General features: G+C 48.8%; 23 protein-coding genes. 19 read left to right on the forward strand and 4 right to left on the reverse strand.

The features are described from left to right. Window positions 1–254 precede the first annotated feature (254 nt). The 17 genes from E2I14_RS17265 to E2I14_RS17345 all read left to right on the forward strand — a co-directional run bounded on the left by E2I14_RS17265 (window position 255) and on the right by E2I14_RS17345 (window position 15,845). The gene (locus E2I14_RS17265; RefSeq protein WP_133330842.1) at window positions 255–584 is read left to right on the forward strand and encodes a (2Fe-2S) ferredoxin domain-containing protein; all 330 of its coding nucleotides are present in this window, start codon (window positions 255–257) and stop codon (window positions 582–584) included. Window positions 585–650: 66 nt separating this feature from the next. Next, window positions 651–1,271 (forward strand): alpha/beta hydrolase, encoded by a 621-nt coding sequence (locus E2I14_RS17270; RefSeq protein WP_133330844.1) that lies wholly within the window; start codon window positions 651–653, stop codon window positions 1,269–1,271. Window positions 1,272–1,336: 65 nt separating this feature from the next. Beyond that, the gene (locus E2I14_RS17275) at window positions 1,337–2,491 is read left to right on the forward strand and encodes a D-alanyl-D-alanine carboxypeptidase family protein (RefSeq protein ID WP_133330846.1); all 1,155 of its coding nucleotides are present in this window, start codon (window positions 1,337–1,339) and stop codon (window positions 2,489–2,491) included. 214 nt (window positions 2,492–2,705) lie between these two features. After that, window positions 2,706–3,176: a hypothetical protein gene (locus E2I14_RS17280; RefSeq protein WP_165967883.1), complete on the forward strand. Its 471-nt coding sequence runs from the start codon at window positions 2,706–2,708 to the stop codon at window positions 3,174–3,176. Window positions 3,177–3,266: 90 nt separating this feature from the next. Further along, a complete protein-coding gene (locus tag E2I14_RS17285) occupies window positions 3,267–3,683 on the forward strand; it encodes a hypothetical protein (protein ID WP_133330849.1) in 417 nt (138 codons plus the stop codon). Between the two features lie 182 nt (window positions 3,684–3,865). Next, window positions 3,866–4,930, forward strand: a complete 1,065-nt coding sequence (locus E2I14_RS17290; protein WP_133330851.1) for a hypothetical protein — start codon at window positions 3,866–3,868, stop codon at window positions 4,928–4,930. Between the two features lie 325 nt (window positions 4,931–5,255). Continuing rightward, window positions 5,256–5,810: a hypothetical protein gene (locus E2I14_RS17295; protein ID WP_133330853.1), complete on the forward strand. Its 555-nt coding sequence runs from the start codon at window positions 5,256–5,258 to the stop codon at window positions 5,808–5,810. A gap of 151 nt (window positions 5,811–5,961) precedes the next feature. Next, complete coding sequence (locus tag E2I14_RS17300) at window positions 5,962–6,309, forward strand: DUF1840 domain-containing protein (protein ID WP_133330855.1); 348 nt, start codon at window positions 5,962–5,964, stop codon at window positions 6,307–6,309. Between the two features lies 1 nt (window position 6,310). Next, a complete protein-coding gene (locus E2I14_RS17305) occupies window positions 6,311–7,162 on the forward strand; it encodes an alpha/beta hydrolase (RefSeq protein WP_133330856.1) in 852 nt (283 codons plus the stop codon). 58 nt (window positions 7,163–7,220) lie between these two features. Further along, window positions 7,221–8,699 (forward strand): 16S rRNA (cytosine(967)-C(5))-methyltransferase RsmB, encoded by a 1,479-nt coding sequence (gene rsmB, locus E2I14_RS17310; protein WP_133330858.1) that lies wholly within the window; start codon window positions 7,221–7,223, stop codon window positions 8,697–8,699. Between the two features lie 91 nt (window positions 8,700–8,790). Then, window positions 8,791–9,360: a DUF4390 domain-containing protein gene (locus E2I14_RS17315; RefSeq protein WP_133330860.1), complete on the forward strand. Its 570-nt coding sequence runs from the start codon at window positions 8,791–8,793 to the stop codon at window positions 9,358–9,360. Next, entirely contained in the window at window positions 9,357–11,669 is a 2,313-nt protein-coding gene (locus tag E2I14_RS17320; protein ID WP_133330862.1) for a sensor histidine kinase, read from the forward strand. Before E2I14_RS17315 ends, E2I14_RS17320 begins: the two co-directional genes overlap by 4 nt. 56 nt (window positions 11,670–11,725) lie before the next feature. Further along, window positions 11,726–12,472, forward strand: a complete 747-nt coding sequence (locus E2I14_RS17325; RefSeq protein ID WP_133330864.1) for a response regulator — start codon at window positions 11,726–11,728, stop codon at window positions 12,470–12,472. Window positions 12,473–12,484: 12 nt separating this feature from the next. Further along, complete coding sequence (locus E2I14_RS17330; RefSeq protein WP_133330866.1) at window positions 12,485–12,853, forward strand: GTP-binding protein; 369 nt, start codon at window positions 12,485–12,487, stop codon at window positions 12,851–12,853. Window positions 12,854–13,054: 201 nt separating this feature from the next. Further along, the gene (locus tag E2I14_RS17335) at window positions 13,055–13,312 is read left to right on the forward strand and encodes a BTH_I0359 family protein (protein WP_133330868.1); all 258 of its coding nucleotides are present in this window, start codon (window positions 13,055–13,057) and stop codon (window positions 13,310–13,312) included. Window positions 13,313–13,571: 259 nt separating this feature from the next. Beyond that, a complete protein-coding gene (locus E2I14_RS17340; RefSeq protein ID WP_133330870.1) occupies window positions 13,572–14,930 on the forward strand; it encodes a DUF3300 domain-containing protein in 1,359 nt (452 codons plus the stop codon). Window positions 14,931–14,939: 9 nt separating this feature from the next. Beyond that, window positions 14,940–15,845, forward strand: coding sequence for a DUF2950 domain-containing protein (locus tag E2I14_RS17345; RefSeq protein WP_133330872.1), 906 nt, complete (start codon window positions 14,940–14,942; stop codon window positions 15,843–15,845). A gap of 56 nt (window positions 15,846–15,901) precedes the next feature. Here the strand turns inward: E2I14_RS17345 and E2I14_RS17350 are convergent, their stop codons facing one another. After that, entirely contained in the window at window positions 15,902–16,429 is a 528-nt protein-coding gene (locus tag E2I14_RS17350; RefSeq protein WP_133330874.1) for a cysteine hydrolase family protein, read from the reverse strand. Between the two features lie 99 nt (window positions 16,430–16,528). Here E2I14_RS17350 and E2I14_RS17355 point away from each other — a divergent pair, with 99 nt between their 5' ends. After that, entirely contained in the window at window positions 16,529–17,494 is a 966-nt protein-coding gene (locus E2I14_RS17355) for a GlxA family transcriptional regulator (protein WP_133330876.1), read from the forward strand. 113 nt (window positions 17,495–17,607) lie between these two features. After that, complete coding sequence (locus E2I14_RS17360; protein WP_133330878.1) at window positions 17,608–17,880, forward strand: DUF493 family protein; 273 nt, start codon at window positions 17,608–17,610, stop codon at window positions 17,878–17,880. Between the two features lie 17 nt (window positions 17,881–17,897). Here the strand turns inward: E2I14_RS17360 and E2I14_RS17365 are convergent, their stop codons facing one another. The 3 genes from E2I14_RS17365 to E2I14_RS19520 all read right to left on the reverse strand — a co-directional run. Next, on the reverse strand, window positions 17,898–18,866 hold the full coding sequence (locus tag E2I14_RS17365) for a glucokinase (RefSeq protein WP_133330880.1): 969 nt from the start codon (window positions 18,864–18,866) through the stop codon (window positions 17,898–17,900). A gap of 105 nt (window positions 18,867–18,971) precedes the next feature. Next, complete coding sequence (locus tag E2I14_RS17370; RefSeq protein ID WP_206105670.1) at window positions 18,972–19,397, reverse strand: SIS domain-containing protein; 426 nt, start codon at window positions 19,395–19,397, stop codon at window positions 18,972–18,974. Next, window positions 19,391–19,590, reverse strand: a 200-nt coding sequence (locus E2I14_RS19520; protein WP_206105671.1) for a hypothetical protein, incomplete at its 5' end; no start/stop codon positions are given. The genes E2I14_RS17370 and E2I14_RS19520, both read right to left, overlap by 7 nt.

Below are 19,590 nucleotides of genomic sequence, written 5' to 3' on the forward strand. Positions count from 1 at the left end.
GCACTTGCGTTGCCAACAAGCAGGGAACAGCCACAAAGTTGCTATCAAGTTAAATTAAATTCCCATTTATACAAGGTTAAAAAAGCAAATATACGCACTAAGTCCGGCAGAAATCTTAAGCGCCATCATTAACAAATTGAAATGATCCCAATTCCATCGCCCGCATACGGTTTACAATACGACTTCTTTGGGCGGCAACGTGGCTCAATTCCACCGCCCACCATTGCTGCCTAACCTATTTCAACGAGTGCTCTATGAGTGAATCTTCTTTTTTTAAACATCATGTCTTTTTTTGCCTCAATCAGCGCACTGACGGTCGCGCGAGTTGCGGCGACTGCGGCGCAGCCGGCGCGCATAAATATGCCAAACAACGCATTAAAGAACTCGGCTTAGGCGGACCGGGCAAAGTGCGCATCAACCAAGCCGGTTGCCTAGACCGCTGCGATGCCGGGCCGGTTTTGGTGGTTTATCCCGAAGCGACGTGGTACACCTTTGTTGACAATCAAGACATCGACGAAATTATTGATTCGCATTTGGTAAACGGTAAAATCGTGGACCGTTTAGTGGTCCCGTCGTCCGACTAATTTTCTATCTATTTCTCGCCTATCCAACGCGCTGAATTCTCTCGCACATCAATTAGCTAACCCAGCATGAATGCTCAAACAACGTCCTTTTTTCTCACCGGCGGCGCAGGCCAAATGGAATGCGCGCTGGATTTACCGTTTAACCAAACTCCGGTTGGTGTGGCTTTAGTCGCCCATCCGCATCCGTTGTATGGCGGCACGATGGATAACAAAGTCGCGCAAACTTTAGCGCGCACATTTGTTGGATTGGGTTACGCTACCGCGCGCATGAATTTTCGCGGAGTAGGGCAATCCGCTGGCGTGCACGATCACGGCATTGGCGAAACCGAAGACATGAAAATCTTGCTCGCGCACATGCAAAATTTGTATCCCGATTTACCGCTGGCGTTATCTGGATTTTCGTTCGGCACGTTCGTACAAAGCCGCCTACGACGCGAGTTAGCTGCTCAGAATGTGCCCGTACAACGTTTAGTCTTAGTCGGCTGTGCAGCAGGCAAATGGGAATTGGGCGACGTGCCCGCCGACACGATCATGATTCATGGCGAATTGGATGAAACCATTCCGCTCGTTGATGTATTTGACTGGGCGCGTCCGCAAGATTTACCGGTAACAGTGATTCCGGGCGCCGATCATTTCTTCCATCGCAAGCTGCACCATATTAAAAACCTCGTCACCGCGCTGTGGTAAGCGCATTGGTTGAAACAAGTTTACTCACGATTTTTTGTTGTTCTTTTTAGGTTGAACGTCTTACTATGAAAAAACTTTTAGCAGTCGCCCTTCTTTGCTTTTCGGCCTTGACAGGCCAATCCACTCAGGCACAAAGCCTGCCAGCACCGACCATCGCAGCAAAATCCTGGCTATTGTTGGATACCACCAGCAACCAAGTGATCGCCTCAGAAAACCCAGAGATGCGCATCGAGCCAGCATCGCTGACCAAAATCATGACCGCGTATTTAGTGTTCGAAGCGCTGCGCGACAAAAAGCTGGCGATGGATCAAATGGTCAATGTATCGATGGCGGCATGGAAGGTCGATTCCGACAGCTCCAAAATGTTTATCGATCCCAAAGTACCGGTCTCGATCAACGATTTGCTGTACGGCTTAATCGTCCAATCCGGTAACGACGCCGCCGTAGCCTTGGCCGAAGCAGTCGCAGGCAGCTCGGACGCCTTTGCCGTGTTGATGAACCGCGAAGTAGAGCGCATGGGATTAAAAGGCACGCACTTCGCTAATCCCCATGGCTTACCTAGCCCGCAAAACTATTCCACCGCCAACGATTTATCGCGCATCGCGCAACATTTAATCACCGAATTCCCCGAATACTACAAAACGTTTTACTCCACCAAAAGCTTCACCTACAACAAGATCTCACAACCCAACCGCAACCGTTTATTGTGGTTAGACCCAACCGTTGATGGCATGAAAACCGGCCACACCGAAGCCGCTGGATTTTGCTTAATCTCATCCGCCAAACGTCCCAATGGTTCGGGCGAGCGTCGATTGATTTCCGTCGTCCTAGGAGCCACCAGCGACCAAGTGCGCGCACAAGAAAGCTTGAAATTATTAAACTGGGGCTTCCTCAACTTTGACACCATCAAGCTGTACGACAAAAACCAAGCCATCGGTACGCCAGAAGTATGGAAAGGCACCCAGGCCCAAATCAAGATCGGCTTCACTAAAGACCTCTACGTAACCCTACCCAAAGGCAGCGCCGCCCGCATCAAACCGCAACTAGACCGCAAAGACCCGCTAGTCGCCCCAATCGCCGCCAACACCCAAATCGGCACGATGAAGATGATGATCGATGGAAAATCAGTAGCCGAATTCCCAGTAATGGCATTAGAAACCGTCAACCAAGCCAGCATCTTTGGCCGCGCTTGGGATTCGATTCGTTTATGGATGAAGTGAGGCTAACTGCTTGGGGATAGCAAAGCTATTTCGAACTCTGGTTTCACAAAAAACGCCGACTTAGTTCGGCGTTTTTTGTGGATGAAGCAGATGCGCTGTTCGCACTACTTTAATTAATTTTCTGCTGCCCTAAGAAAAATTGCATATATTCAACATTTGACTTACTATTTTTGAATGTGTCTGGCTGGTTTGGAGCGGTTAGAGGTCAGTTAACTTGCTCTTGCGTATGGGGACTTACGGCACAAACCAGCCACATGAAGCAAATTCTAATTTGGATGAATTAATGCGTAGAGCTATTTCAAATTTACTTATTTTCGTTGGCACATGCGTCTATGCATTTTTGCTGTACATTGCGACTGTTGAATGGAACCAAGATATAAGTATTCATGAATCAAGATTTGAAGAAATGCGGTTCATAGTTGGTGCATCTTTTGCCGCTGGCCTTCCACCACTTATTGTTGCGATTTCATGCCTTTTGTTCTCCAAATCAACAGGCCAGACGGTTAAGAGTGTTTTGATTGTTTTAGTTTTCGTAGTGTTCCATTGGATAACTTTGGTATTTGTGGCACATGGGACTGTTTTTGAGTATTTACCGCTTTCCCTAATTGAGTTCGTGGCATCAATCTTGGTGGCGGTAAATCGTCGAAGAATACTAACGCCTATTACAACTGAATTGCGGCAATAGGCAGCTGCCGGCACAATCCGGACGGACGGTTAAGGCGCTAATCAAACGGGTTTAACGGTTAGATAAAAAATATTTTGGAGACGAAATTGAATGAATGAAACAAAGCCGATTCCACCAACGTTAATTAAGATAAGCAAGATAGTCGCGGGACTTTTTGCATTCATTTCAATCGTTGCAGCTCAAAATCTATTTAGCGAGTCATCGTTGAATCAGTTTGTGATCGTTTTTCGTGCTGTAGCTGCAAACGTCGCCTTTATTGCAATAATGTCGGATACAAAAATTGGGCGAGTAGTTTCAATTGTATTTTTTTCTCTTTTGACGATTGCAGGATTATTCGGAATTGTTACATCTTTGGTTGGAATTAATAATTCCCCAGCAATTTCAGTTGCATTATTGGTGCTGTCGATATCTATGCTTTGGGTATCGCTAAGCCACATTTTTGGACGAACGAGCAAAAATTATTATCGAGAGCTATTTAGCAAAAACTCGTTCTCAACTACAACATAGAACTACTTCAGGCCGAATATGGCTGGCTCGATCCGGCACATTTCGGACAACGGAATTAAAGCCCAAATAAATATAAATTTTCGACGGCTGTTTTAATGCGTGTGTAGTACACAATGTGATGTGTCAAGTTTAGACAGATCCTCTTATCCGATTCAAAAAATAATAAATTTAATAGGTGCTCTATGGAACGTAATGCAAATATGTTTTTAAAATATTTGTACGTGATCTCATTGTTGGTAATGATTTATCCAGCATCTTGTTTAAATTCTTCCGATCCTTTATTTTTAGTCATGGGAGGTGGACTTACGGGAATACTACTGGTGCCTTTTGCGATTTTTAGGACAATACAAATTATTAAATATCCGAAGTTTTTTGAGTTAGACACTAACAAAAAGGGGATCCTAACTTATCGGATTTTTGGGATTTTTTTTTTAGTACTTGGAGTTTTGGCATCATTGATTCAATCGCTATCCGCTCAAAATATTAATCAAAACGAAAAAAGCGGTGATACATTTTTTTGGATTTTTCTTCTACTGTACTTCCTTAGCATGCTGGGATGGCTCGGCATCGTATTAGTTGAAATTAGCCTCAGTGCCCGAAATAAATTTATACATAGTGATGAAGCGAAGGAAACCGCGTATCTTGAGAAAATACCGCAAAAAAATGAATTAACAGTTTTAGAAAGAAAAAAAATTTTAAAAGCTATTTTTAGTCTTGGAAATTTTTTGCTGATCGCAATGATTGGAGGTTATTTTTATTTTTTTATAGCGATATATCCATTTACGAAATGGACCGAACAAGTTGAGTTAAACGACGGAAGCGTAACCATTGTTGAGCAAAGAATACGGAATTGGGGAACCGCTTCTGTAGAAACATGGTTGACAATATATTTACCTACAATCACCAAGCAGCCAATTTATTGGCATGAAGACTTACTACCATTAATAGCGAACTTGCACAAAGAAAATCTCTACGTTATCGGATCGCCTTTATCGGCTCTCGCTGAAAAGAAATATGACTGTCCCCGCCCTGCATATGTAGCTTTTTTATGGAAAAAGGGGAGTTGGAGCAGGATTCCATTTGAGCAAATTCCTGCAGAGATTTATTTATACAATTTGTATCTTGGGGGCATTAAACCAAATGGAAAAGAGCTAATGACAGTCAACTTTAAAAATAGCATTCCAATGAACGAAAGACCAATAGGTCAAGAAGTTCAGCTTGATCATAATAAAGGCGGAGGTTGCTAAATGAATTTAGATTGCTCAATTATAAAGATTATTAGGTTTTAAATTTGCTCGAAGTTCTGGAGTGCGAATGTCGGGAATGCAGAATCCCGATCGTCTCCAATGGGCACAAAGCCACCAATCCCCACTACAAACCCAATGACCGTTATGACTCCCATTCCTGCCAAAGACTAGGCACCGAACACCAACAGCACCTCCGATTTACCAAATTAACATCCCAAAACCACAACCAATTGTGGCAATAGTTGTGTCAAATTGTCTGCTAATGCCTAAAGCCTGCTGTTGCTAGACTACAATAGCGCTTTTGTTCATTTTTACTGAGAATCTTGTGCCAACATTTTTTCGTCAGTTTGCTTTCCCCAAATTCTCGGCCTTCGCGTTAATTGCCTTCGCGCTGCTAGCTTGTACGCCTAAATTCGATTGGCGCGATGTGCGCTCGGATGATTCGCCTTATACGATTTTGATGCCCGCCAAACCTGCGACGATGACGCGCGAATTGGATTTGGGGCAAAGCAAAATTGTGATGCACATGACAACGGTTCAGGTTGACGGGGTCAGTTTTGCGGTGGGTGCGGCTAAGTTGCCGGATGCGACGGCGGCGTTGGCGGCGTTGACTATTATTAAAGCGAATCTGCTCGCCAAATTAGATGGGCCAGTTACTCAGCAAAAAACCACGTCGGGCAATAGCGCGGGCAAAGCTACTTTGACCGATGAATTTGATGCCACGAGCAGTAAAGCTGATCACAGCGGCTCAGCCACGCGCATGGTCGGCAAGATTGTGGCGCGCGAAAATTGGGTGTTTCAGGTTTTGGTGGTTGGCCCCGACAAAGCGATTAACCGCGATTCGGTTGATACGTTTTTAACATCGTTTAAGACGATCTAAGCGCCCGCTAAGCGGTAATTTGCACCTCATTTTGCCGCGAGTTTGGTGCTGTTTCTATTTGAATTTTTTGTGTTGGTGTGCAACACTCTATTCCGTTTTCCCCTCGCTGTAGACGCTTTTATTTAACCCTGTTGAGTTTAGAAAGATTTCCATGTTGATTACGTTTAAGTCCAAAGCTGCCGCTGATATCGTTATGTATAAAGAGCATGCTCAGCGTATTTTAGAATTATTAGACAAAGATATTGAACGCGGCATCATCGTCAAAGAAGATGCTGCCAACGCTGTTGCGACCATCGAAGAAGCGATTGCCGACAGCCGCACTCACTCGGTTTCTGGTTTGGTACAACACGACGTAGCCGAGCATCCACAACCAAACGAAGATGGCGATCACGAACATGCGCCGATTGAAAACATCAGTTTCGCCGCGCGCGCTTTCCCATTATTAGAAATGTTACGCGCCGCCCATGAACAAGGCTGCGACGTGGTCTGGGGCGTATAAGATGAGTACGCCTGCGGCTCTGGCCCCGGTTGAGTCGCGCTTTCGGCTGATAGACGGTTGCGAATTATTTGTTCGTGACTTTATGTTGGAAGGCGACACAACTCCGTGCATCGTTGTGATGCACGGTTTGGGTGAGCATTGCGGGCGTTATCTGCATGTGGCGCAATTTTTAAATTCGTGTGGCTTCTCGGTGCGCACGTATGACCACCGCGGTCACGGCCAATCTGGCGGCGTCCGCGGTGATGTGCCGACGACGCTTGCGATCGTGCAGGATGCGGAAGTCCTGATTCAAGATTTTGCCCAACGTTGCCGCACCCGACCGATATTGTTGGGGCATAGCATGGGCGGATTGTTTGCCGCTCGCATTGCTACGCAGGCAAAGATTCCGCTGCGTGGATTGATCTTGTCGTCGCCCGCGCTGGGCTTGTGGTTAACCGGAGTGGATAAGTTTTTACTTGGCTTGATGCTAAAGATCGCACCGCATTTCGGCGTGGGTAATGGCTTAAAAACGCGCTTTTTGTCGCACGACACGAACGTGGTCAAAGCCTACGAACAAGATCCGCTGGTGCATAACAAGATTACTGCGGCTTTGTTAAACAGCATGTTGCAGGCAATTGAGTACAGCCAAATCCACGCGGCCATTTTGACCATTCCGACCTTGCTAGTGGTGGCCGCCGACGATCATTTGGTTGATCCGCAAGGCAGCCGCGATTTTTTAGCGGCGCTGCCAAATCAGGTCAGCACGTCCCATTTTTATGCCGGTTTTTATCACGAATTATTTAATGAAGTCGGCGCGCAACAAGTTTTCAATGATGTACAACAATGGCTGGCTGCACGCCATCCCATCGCCTAATATTGAACTACCTAGATTGGCTTTAACGCAAGACAACGGTGTTTAAACAAAGAACAAAATGAGCAAAACAATAAAATTACCGATAAAGCCAGCTAAAACCACGATTACGTTACCCAAAAAGGCGGCGACAAGTTCCGCAACGAATCAAAGCACTAAACAGAGCACTAAGCCGACCTCAACACGTCCCGTCGCCGCTAAACCTACGAGCAAGTTCGTTCAAGTAGCGCCTAAATTATCCGAACTGCATTTAAAAGCCGATTCGCTCTCTTACAGCCTAATCGGAGCAGCCGAAGCGATCACGATGGTGCTCAACGGCATCGCCTTGCCGCAAGCGCTGGCTAAGTTATTTAGTAACTCCAATGTCGAGCCGGCCCATCGCGGCGCGATTCAAGATTTGTCTTACCGCACGATGCGTCAAGTCGGGCGCGTTGATGCGTTAATCAGCGCCATGACCACCAAAGCGCCCGAACCGGCCTTGCTCTACAGCTTGCTATGCTGCGCGTTGGCCTTGATCGTGGAAGAAGACGTCGCGCTGCATCCTTATGCCGAATTCACGGTGGTCGATCAAGCGGTGAATGCCGCCGCCGCGCATCCCGATATCGCGCATGCCAAAAATATGGTCAATGCCTTGCTGCGCCGCTTTTTGCGTGAACGTCACGACTTGCTCGCCACCGTAATGAAATTACCAACGGCCCAATGGAATTATCCGCAATGGTGGATAGACGCTTGCAAAGCGGCGTATCCCAAAGATTGGCAAGCGATTTTAACGGCCGGTAATTCGACGCCACCGCTCACTCTGCGCGTCAATCAACGCAAAACATCCGTCGATGCGTATTTAGCAATTCTGCAAGAAAACGGTATGCCAGCGCACGCGATTGGCCCGTTTGCGATTCGTTTGGAACAAGCAGTTCCAGTTGCGCAAATCCCAGGATTTATGGATGGCTTAGTCTCAGTCCAAGACGCCGCCGCCCAACTGGCTGCGCCCTTATTAGATGTTCAAAACGGCATGCGGGTACTGGATGCCTGTGCTGCGCCGGGCGGAAAAACGGGGCATTTATTAGAAACCGCTGACATCACCTTAACGGCGCTTGATTCCGATCCTAAACGCGCCACCAAGATCACCGAAAATCTCTCCCGCTTGCAGCTCAACGCGCAGCTTTTGGTCGGCGACGCGAGCAAGGCAGATTGGTGGGACGGAAAACAATTTGATCGCATCGTCGCTGACGTGCCCTGCACCGCTTCCGGCATCGTGCGCCGCCATCCCGACATTCGTTGGCTGCGTCGCAAAGCCGATGCTGCGCAACTTGCCACACTTTCCAGCCGAATTCTCGACAATCTTTGGTCGATGTTGATGCCAGGTGGTAAATTATTGCTTGTCACATGTTCTGTGTGGCCCCAAGAATCCGAAGCACAAGCCGCCGCCTTTGCGCATCGCCATTCCGCGACGCGCTTACCCGCACCAGGCCAGTTGCTTCCCTGTGCAGCGACCGATTCTGATCACGATGGTTTGTTTTATGCCTTGTTTCAAAAGAACTAGCTCGCGGCTGTGTGCTGAACTTGTTGCGAACTAGTTTGGTACTAGTTTGTGTTGGTAAGATTACATAATAAAAACGATAGATTTGAGCATCATGCACCGAATTTTTAAGCTATTACTGTTGACGCTACTGAGTTGCCTGCTGTGCTCGCAACCGCTTGCGTACGCCGGTAATATTGAGATCTCGCACGCGCAGATTGAGTCCAGCGACGAAGGATATCGCCTTGCCGCTAGCTTTAATTTTGAGCTAAGCCGCGACCTTGAAAACACGCTGACCTCCGGTATCCCGCTGTATTTCGTAACCGAAGTGGAAATCACTCGACCGCGTTGGTATTGGTTCGATGAAAAAACCATCACCGGCAATCAAACTGTTCGCATTTCGTACAATGTCTTAACCCGCCAATACCGCGCTTCCGTCAATGGTAGCTTTCCGCAAAATTACAAAGATCTTGATGACGCCTTAGCCTTAGTGCGCCATCCAAGTCGCTGGACTATCGCCGAACGATCCGCGCTTAACCGTGGTGCGACCTACAACGTTTCGGTGCGCCTGCGGCTTGATACCAGCCAATTGCCTAAGCCGCTGCAATTCAATGCGCTCAACGATAGCGACTGGCGACTGGCTTCGGACTGGAAGCGCATGACCTTCAAGGCTGATGACAAGTGACCCGTTTGCTGAAGTATTTATTCGTCGTTGGCGCGGCCATCTCGGGTATTTTTCTGTTCTTCATCGCGTCGCTCTCTGACCAAGCCGCCGTCTTTGAGAAAAATTATATTTGGCTGTTCTCGCTCAATGCCTTAGTTGCCATTGCGCTGCTAGGCTTAATTTTTTTGCTGCTGTTTCGCTTGTATAAACGTTACAAGCAAAAAGAATTCGGCACCCGCTTACTGACTAAATTAGTGCTGCTGTTCGCTACCTTGTCGATAGTTCCCGGCGCGTTAATTTATGCGGTATCGATTCAGTTTGTGTCCCGCTCGATCGAATCTGGTTTTGATGAGCGGGTTGAAAAAGCGATTAATGCTGGGCTCAATTTGGGTCGCAGCGCCTTAGATAATTCGCTGTCCGATCTAACCACTCGCGCCCGCCGCGCCGCACAGGAATTAGGCGATTACTCGGAAACCAACCGCGTGCTACGTTTATCGCGTTTGTTCGACCAAAATCAGCAGCTCCAAGCCAGCATCATCAACAGCAAGGGCATGTTAGTTTCCAGCACCGGCGGGCTGAGCACGTCATTATTGCCAGATCTACCAACCCAAGCGATGCTGCGTCAAGCCCGAACTTCGCGCGACTTTTCGGACTACGAAGGCGGAAACGATAGCGCGACCGAAAACGAGTCCGATCCAGGTAGCCGAGCTGCTTCGGGAGCTGGCACTAGGCTGCGGGTGATTGTGTTAATTCCCAATTATCTGGACACGATTTCCATGCACGAAGAGCCGCAATATTTGCAGCTCATTCAACCCATTCCCGAAACCATCCGCACTAACACCGACACGCTAGTTAGCGCCAATATCAAATACCAAGAACTGGCCGCAGGACGCAATGGTTTGCGCACGATTTATATTGCGACATTAACCTTGACCTTGTTGTTAGCCATCTTTGCCGCAATTGTCAGCGCATTTTTGCTCGCCACCGATTTGATTAAACCAATTCTGTTACTGGCCGAAGGTACTAAGGCGGTGGCCGAAGGGAATCTCTCGCCCCGTCCGATCATTGCCAGCAACGATGAACTCGGTAGCTTAACCAAGTCATTCAATATCATGACGCATCAACTGTTTGATGCGCGCTCCACGGTCGAGAAAAACCGCAGCGAATTACAAAACGCCAAAGCGTATTTGGAATCCGTTTTAGCCAATATGTCTGCTGGTGTGATGGTGTTGGATCGCAGTTTTCACCTGATCACTTGCAACGAATCGGTCGAGCGGATTTTGCAGTTATCGGTGGAAAATCACGTTGGAAAGCAGTTGTCAGAAATCCCCGGATTGACTACTTTTTCCAACGCGATTTCCAAAGCCTTCTCGGAAAAAAATGCCCAGTCAGCAGCCGGGGGCAATATCGATCAGCATTGGCAACAGCAAATTGAATTGCCGCGTCATCCGTTTGAAGAGCTGAGCGAAGTAACCGATTTTGGCGAGCACAGCAATAATAATCAAACCATTACCTTGTTAGCACGCGGCTCGCATTTGCCGGTCTCGTCTGGCATTGGTAACGTGGTGGTGTTTGATGATATTACCAATATTATTTCGGCCCAGCGCTCCATTGCGTGGGGTGAAGTAGGTCGGCGCTTAGCGCATGAAATTAAAAACCCGCTAACGCCAATTCAACTCTCCGCCGAGCGCTTACAGATGAAGCTGCTCGACAAACTCAGCGAAGCGGACGCCGCCATTTTGACCAAAAGCACCAATACCATCGTCAACCAAGTTAGCTCCATGAAACGCATGGTCGACGATTTCCGCGACTATGCCCGCACGCCACCGGCCTTACTCACGCCGCTCAATTTGAATGGCCTCATCGATGAAGTCATGAACTTGTACATAGGCGGCGATGGCGCGGATGTAATTCATATGAAGTTGTCACCTGATCTACCCACGATCATGGGCGACGCGACCCAACTGCGCCAGGTTATCCATAATCTTTTGCAGAATGCGCAAGACTCGGTCAACGAACAACACCCCAACGGCGCTGATAGACATATCGATGTCATTACCGAAGTGGTTCATTACAATAATTCAGAAGGCCAAACCCAAAGCGCGGCGAGTTTGTCGATCATTGATAACGGAATTGGATTTAGCAGTAAAATTTTGGCTAGGGCGTTCGAGCCGTATGCCACTTCAAAACCACGTGGTACCGGTTTGGGATTAGCGGTAGTGAAAAAAATATTAGAAGAACATGGAGGTCGGGTCGATATAAAAAATCGAACCGATGGAAATGGTGCAAAAGTATCGATTTTGCTGTTAAAGTTAGCACCTAATAATTGATGAACTTGCAGTGCTCAGGTTCACGAGACTGGTTTGAACACGAAAGGCAATAAATAATGGCAAATATTCTCGTCGTTGATGATGAAATGGGAATACGTGAATTGCTCTCAGAAATCTTGGGGGACGAAGGTCATGTTGTGCAATCTGCTGAAAATGCCCAACAAGCCCGCGAACTTCGAGCGCAATCCCGCCCTGATTTAGTCTTACTCGATATCTGGATGCCAGATACCGACGGCGTGACATTGTTAAAAGAATGGCAGCGCGACGGACTGTTGACCATGCCGGTCATTATGATGTCGGGACACGCAACCATTGATACGGCCGTGGAAGCGACCCGCATTGGTGCGCTCAATTTCTTAGAAAAGCCAATCTCACTGCAAAAGCTTCTCAAAGCAGTTCAACAAGGTTTAACCAAAACGGCCGAACCACCACGCGGCAGCGTTCCACCGCGCATGCCAGTAGCCGCAGAAGCCACCGCTGGAGCCGCCCACCAAGCAGCCTATGCGACGAACGTTGGACAACCCGCCCCGCTAGGCAGTCATCACATGATGGGCGCGACCTTTGACGCGCGACTCACACCTGCGCCAGCGCCGATTAATCCGATGGCGCAGTTTTCGTTTGACTTGCCCTTACGTGAAGCGCGCGACTCGTTCGAGCGGATTTATTTTGAATACCACTTGCAGCGTGAAGGCGGCAGCATGACGCGCGTGGCCGAGCGCACTGGATTAGAACGCACTCACTTGTATCGCAAGCTCAAACAGCTTGGGGTGGAGTCGCTGAAATCATCCAAGCGGCATGATTAATTCTCTGTAGTTGTGATTCCAACCTTTTTAGTATTGGGTGGCAGCGCAAGTGAACGTGAACAAGCGATCGCGCAACAATTAACCAGCAACGTTGAATCAATTAAAACGGCGGTGATATTAGAAGGTTTGGCTGACGGTAAAAATCATCTGGAAGCCAATGACAATTTAATCGTTACTCGTATCGCCGCAGGTTGTCTTTGTTGCACTAACAATATGATCATGCGGGTTTATCTCAACCGTTTGATTCAACAAAAACCGCAGCAACTGTTTCTCAGTCTTTCATCATCAGATCATCTCGATCAAGTCGTCACGCTGTTGTCGTCTGGCGGCTATGAGAAAAACCTTGAATTAGCCGATCAACTTAACCTACACTCAAATTAATCCCAGATATTTGTTACAGATTGTTAGGGCATGTCAACAAAATCGGTGATCGCGCCGTTATCAACAGTACCAACGTTATAAACTAGTTATTTAAGCTTAAAAGTAAGTCAACGTAGGTAAGTAAGAGGTAGATTGTTACTTGAAATCCCCTGGTCAAACACCATCTTTCACTTCAATCTGGTCTTGAGCAAAGGAAACACAATGAACCTCATATATAACAGCGAGCAATACAGCGTAGTGGAGTTCGGCGCTGATGACGATAATGAAGCGTTGCGTTTTGGCGGTTATGAAATTACCGATAAAGCGGTCAAGCGTGAATTTTTCATGGGAGGCATGCAAGCTGTCAGCTTCCGCAAAGATGTATCCGATTTGATCGCATCCGATCCTAGCCTAGAAGAAGTCGATGATTTTCTGGGTCAGTATGATTCGTACATGCAGCAAATCGTTACTGTGCACTAACTTGATCGATTCATCCGATCAACTAGTTTGAGCGCTCGGTAAATACATCTTCCTCAAAAAACTGCGGAGCGTAGCCATCACCTTCCGCAGTTTTTAGTCCCCGCCTGTTTTACATCCCATTTTTCCCATTCGTGGTAATTTGATTACAATCCGTTTCATTTTTTATAAATAACTCTGTAACCTTTGGCCCCTGACTGCGTTATTACTGCATGAGCACTTTTTCACGCAGCAATGTCACATTAATTGCATTGGAGCAATCATGAGGTCCATTTTTACTCGCCGCCTTGGCGTTATCGCGCTGTCATCGGCGTTGTCGTTGTTGTCCTACGCACCCGCATTTGCGCAAACCGCGCCGGGAACTCCTACGGTCGCCTATTCCCAACAACAGCTCGAAAATATCGTTGGACGCATCGCCTTGTATCCGGATGATTTGATTGCAATCACCTTACCCGCCTCGACTTATCCGCTCGACGTTGTAAAAGCGCAACGTTTCTTGGAACGATTTAAATCCGATCCAACCACGAAGCCTGATGCGTCGATGGCCGATCCGGTCGTGAAATTGCTCAACTATCCCGATGTTATTCGTCAAATGAACGACGATCTAGATTGGACTCAATCGCTCGGTGACGCCGTTGATGCGGATGAGCCTGCGGTGTTAGCGGCGATTCAATCGTTTCGCGCTAAAGCGCAGTCGGCAGGTAACTTAAATAGCAATGAGAAGCAAATCGTCAGAGTTGAAGACAGGGTAATCACCATTGCGCCTGCCAATCCAGAAGTGATTTACGTACCGGTCTATCAGCCAGCGCGGGTGATCGTGTATTCACCTGTGCCGTATATGTGGGGCTACTACCCAACGCCGTATCCGTCTTACTATTATCCGTATACGGCAAGTAGCGGCTTCTTCTTTGGCTTTGTTTGGGGCGCGGCGATTGGTTCGGCTTGGAGCACGAACTGGTATGGCGGCCACATTTATAACAACGTCACCGTCAATATCAACCACAACTATTACCCAGGTCGTCCTGGTGGACCAATGCCGTATTACCGCCCAACTGGCGGCCAGAACTGGCGTTATAACCGCCCACCGACACAAACCCATTATGGCTTTCAAACGCGCCAATCGAATTTCGGATCGCGCCCCGGCGACTATCGCCCTAATGACCGCTTCCAAGGTGGTCAGCGACCCAATAATTTTGGCTCGTTTCAAACCCGTCCAACGAATCAGAGCAATGCAACAACCCCAAACTATCAACCAAGTAATCGGGGCGATAGAAATCCGACCATGCCAGCAACTAACAATGGCGCAAGCCGGCCAGAGGCTCGGTCCGAAGCAAGACCACAAACAAGACCAGTGTCAACGCCGTCCAACTCAAGCAATGAAACTAGACGCTGGGCGCCAGAAGGATTTGCACGGGGTAGCGCATTTAACGAGGTGAATACTCCCGGCCAAGAAGCCAATCGCGCCTCGATCCGTGGCTTCAATAGCCGCCCAATTCCGTCACCTCAATCCGCACAGCCCCAAGCGCCGCGCGAACAACCTCGGCAGAATTTTTCGCATGAAAATAACTCAGGCCCCGCACGTCCCTCGAACAACGCCCGACATGGCAACGAACGCCGCTAGGAACTTGCTATGAATTTCAAACCCGTCTCTGCCAGTATCGTTGCTGCGTTACTGTCGATTTGTACGATCAGTTACGCATCTCCCGACGAGCAAATGTTTGCCAGCCCAGCTCTGGCCGTCGAAGCATTGACCAACGCGCTAAAAGCCAATGACGACGCAGAATTAGTGCGTATTTTTGGCGAGCGCAATAAGGATTTGGTGGTGACGTCCGATAAAACTGCGATTCAAGAAAGCCGCCAGCAAACGTTAGCCGCCTTAGCAGAGGCGACACTGCTGCGTACCAATGACGACAAATCGATCAGCTTGGTGATCGGCAAAAACGCGTGGCCGATGCCGATTCCCTTGGTGCAAGTGGAAGATAAGTGGTACTTCGATTCCGATAAAGGCGCGACGGAAATTCTCAATCGCCGCATCGGCGCGAACGAGCTAACGGCGATTGAAATTCTGCGCGCGTATCCCGACGCGCAACGCCTTTATGCGCAACATTCGCACGATCAATCGGAGGTGCGAAGTTTCGCCCGCCACATCATCAGCACGCCCGGTAAAAAAGACGGGCTGTATTGGGAAACCAACTCCGCCGAACCCGACGACATCAGCCCGTTTGGCCCCTTGGTGGCCGAAGAAGGCTCACCCGCCGTGGGCGAGCCATATCACGGCTACTATTTCAAAATCCTCACTGCCCAAGGCGCACAAGCTCCGGGTGGTAAATACAGCTACGTCATCAACGGCCACCTGTTGGCGGGTTTCGCAATGCTGGCTTGGCCGGCCGATTACGGTTCAACAGGGGTGAAATCATTTATCGTCAATCATTACGACGATGTGTATGAAAAAGATTTAGGACCAGCAACGGCTAAATCGGCGCATGCAATTAGCCTGTACAACCCAGATAAAAGCTGGGTTAAAGTCAGCGATTAAGCACCCTGATCTTTGGCAGGCGAACCGCACTTGCTGCCTGCCGAAACGCACCCGCATCACTCGATGGCGGCACTCCACGTAGCCAAATTAGCTCGGGTCGATACGGCATTCAAGGCGATGTTATGTATCATCGCATCCACTGTGGTGCAGCAATCCGACAAAATCGTTGTGCGGTATTTTTCCGCCGCCTTAGAGATCGCGGTGTGAGTCACACAATTCTGCGTCATCATTCCGCAAATAAATAATTCCTCCACGCCGCGCTGCTGCAATACGTGTTCCAACGTGGTGTGGTGAAAACTATCGGCAAATTGCTTGACCACGATAGGCGCATCGGGCGCTGCCCCTAAGATGCGTGGGTGAATGTCAACACCGTTGGAGCCTTCGTTAAAAAACGGAGCAAGGCCAAGTTTAGCGTTAGCAACATGCTGCACCAGCACTATCATCCAACCTAACGATTGGGCTTTGTTAATCGCTTGCTCAACATTAGACAGCGTTGCTTCGGTGTTCCACAAAGGGTATTTGCCCTCGGAAAAATAATCATTTTGCAGATCAATCACGATCAAGGCGCGCTTGGTGGTGGACATTAACTTCTCCTCATGGGATGTACGAAGTCGTCATTATTGATCTTGGCGCAAACCGGCACGAGCGTCCCAAATGACAATTTACGCTAGAATTGGGCCAATATGGATGAGGAGATAGTGGTGCAAAAACACACAATTGGGGTATTCGCTTTTGACAAGATCAGCCCATTTCATTTGTCCGTGCCGTGCGTCGTGTTCGGGGAAAACCATCCGGGCATGCCGGAATTTGAACTCAAAGTCTGCGGCTTACAACCTGGCAATCTAACCACCACCGCCGGCTTTGATGTCGCCGTCAAATACGGTCTGAACGACTTGGCCGACTGCGACACCATCATTATCCCGAGTTGGCACGATCCAAAAATCGCTCCTCCAGCAGAACTGATCGCTACGTTGCAGGCGGCCAATGAGCGCAAGGTGCAATTGGTCGGTTTGTGCCTAGGCGCTTATGCCTTGGCCGAAGCGGGGCTGCTAACGGGCAAAAACGCCACCACGCACTGGGCTTATGTGCCAGACTTTGCGCGCCGCTTTCCAAACATCAAAGTCGATCCGAATGTGTTGTACGTCAGCGATAGCAATCTAATGACTTCCGCCGGAACCGCTGCTGGACTCGATTGCTGTCTCGAACTGTTGAGGAAAAAATACGGCGGACAGGCAGCCAACAAAGTCGCGCGCCGATTGGTGATTCCACCGCATCGGCAAGGCGGACAAGCACAATATATTGAGCAGCCGATTCCGGTGACGGCCAGCGATTCGCGCTTGTCGGACTTAATTGCATGGGTGCGGGCCCATTTGAGCGAGCCGCATAATTTGGACAGTTTGGCGCAACGCGCATTGATGACGCGGCGCACGTTCACCCGGCATTTTCACCAATTGACCGGAACGACTGTAATCCAATGGCTGCTCAGCGAGCGGTTGAGGCATTCGCAACATTTGCTTGAAGCGACTGACTTGTCGATTGAGCATATTTCGGAGCGCTCAGGGTTCGGCTCACCGGCGTCGTTTCGCCATCATTTCAAGGTGGCTTTTGGTATTTCACCGCTATTGTGGCGCCAGACGTTCCAAGGATAATCGACCAAAAAGCAGGATCATTTATCCGACCCGCACGCAAGCGCGTAAAATAACGCCTTTCAACGGCAGCCAAGTGGCTGTTGCATCCGTTTTAACCATTTCAGAACTTCGCCATGACAACCAATCCAACCGACAGCTTAATTGAATATCCCAGCGACTTTCCCATCAAAATCATGGGCGCGATGCACGACGAATTTGCCCAGACAATGATGGAATTAGTGCTGCAACACGACCCAGAATTTGACGCGGCGAAGATGGACATGCGCCCGTCGAGCAAGGGCACTTATTTGGCCATTACGGTGACAGTGCGGGCGACTAGCCGTGAACAGCTTGATAATCTGTATCGCGCTTTGTCTAGTCACCCGATGGTGAAGGTTGTTTTGTAAAAATTGTTTTGATCTGCTCAATCAGCCTGATTGAGCAAGGCCGAAATACCAATGAAAGCAGGGTAAGGTTCGGTAATCACAAAGGTCGGAATCTGTTGCAGGTAACCCGCAAAGCGACCTTTTTGCTCAAAGCGCTGGCGGAAGTTGGACTGGCTGAAGAATTCTCCCAAACGCGGCACAATCCCGCCGCCAATATACACCCCGCCTTTGGTTCCCAACGTGATGGCCAAATTGCTAGCCATAGTGCCGAGCAATTCGCAAAAGGTCGATAACACTTCGCGGCAAATCGCGCATTCGTTAGCCAAGCCACGGCGCATGATTTCGGGCGGATCAATGTCGTCGGCTGCCGTGTGCTGCAAATAGGACAGGGCGCGGTACAACAATTTTAATCCTGCGCCAGACATCAGACGTTCGCTCGACACGTGCTTGTATTCGGTTAGGGCAAATTGCAGGATATCCATCTCGCGCTGATTAGTCGGTGAAAACGTGGTGTGACCGCCTTCGCTATCCAAGGCGACCCAGCCATTGCCTGTCGGGATTAAGCCTGAAACACCCAAGCCAGTGCCAGCGCCTAACAAACCGATTACGGCGTTCTTGTGATGTTCGCCAACGCCGACTTGGTATTTCTGCGTGTCGTCTAAGAACGGCAACGCCATCGCTAGCGCTTTGAAATCATTGACCACCAATAATCGCGTTAGCTTAAATTCAGCCTGTACTGCGCTAATGGAAAATTTCCAATGATGATTGGTCATTTGCACCACATCGCCATGCACCGGATTAGCGATAGCTATGCCCGCTTGCAATACGTTGGCGGCACCTGCATTGATGGCGGCTTGGTTAGCAAAATAAGCGCGCATCGCGTCCGACAACGTTGGGTACTCGGCGCATGGCAATACCACGATTGCGTCCAATTTTCCCGGAGCGGTTTCGATTGCAAAACGAGCGTTAGTGCCGCCGATGTCGGCTAATAATTGCGGATAAGTCATAGCGATCTAAACAAAAATAAGTACACAAAAAAATCAGAAAAAAACAAGTACTAACTCGGTGCTGCAACCATCCATCAATTGAGCTTCGCCTTGATCTATGGTTCCTTAACGGCTGTGTGAAGTCAGTCGTGACAGCGGTGAAGCCAAGTTGACGCCCGGATTATCCGACAACGCTTTATTGCTCGCAGCCGCCTCATTCTGGGCAATGTGCGAAGGTCGCTCGACCAATTCATCGGCTTCTGCGTACAGCAACTGCATGTTGTCGGAATTGCGCCGTAGCGCCACGCCCACCGCCAAAATATCAATCATCAATAAATGCAGAATTCGGCTAATCATCGGTAAATGCGTGGAGACATCTTCCACATGATCGACGATTAAGGCCACATCGGCTTTGCGCGCCAACGGCGAGTGGCTGGACGTAATCGCCACCACAAATGCACCGCGTTTGCTGGCGATCTCGGCGACTTCTAATAATTCTGGAATCCGACCGCTGCTGCTAATAATCACGGCGACATCGCGCGGCTTCAACACACCAGCCGCCAGAATTTGTAATTTTTGATCGGTATATGCGCCGCTTGATACGCCAAAACGTAAAAATTTGATTCATCAGACTTTCCTGTGGGTCGCTGAAGTCGGATAAAGGTCAAGCCCGCCACAATGGAAATATACGGCGATCTTGAAATTGTCCCGATTTCGGAATCCACAGGCGCGTTTTTGTACAGTT

Origin of the sequence: Sapientia aquatica (genome assembly GCF_004358105.1) — a bacterium.
Taxonomy (GTDB): Bacteria; Pseudomonadota; Gammaproteobacteria; order Burkholderiales; family Burkholderiaceae_D; genus Solimicrobium; species Solimicrobium aquaticum.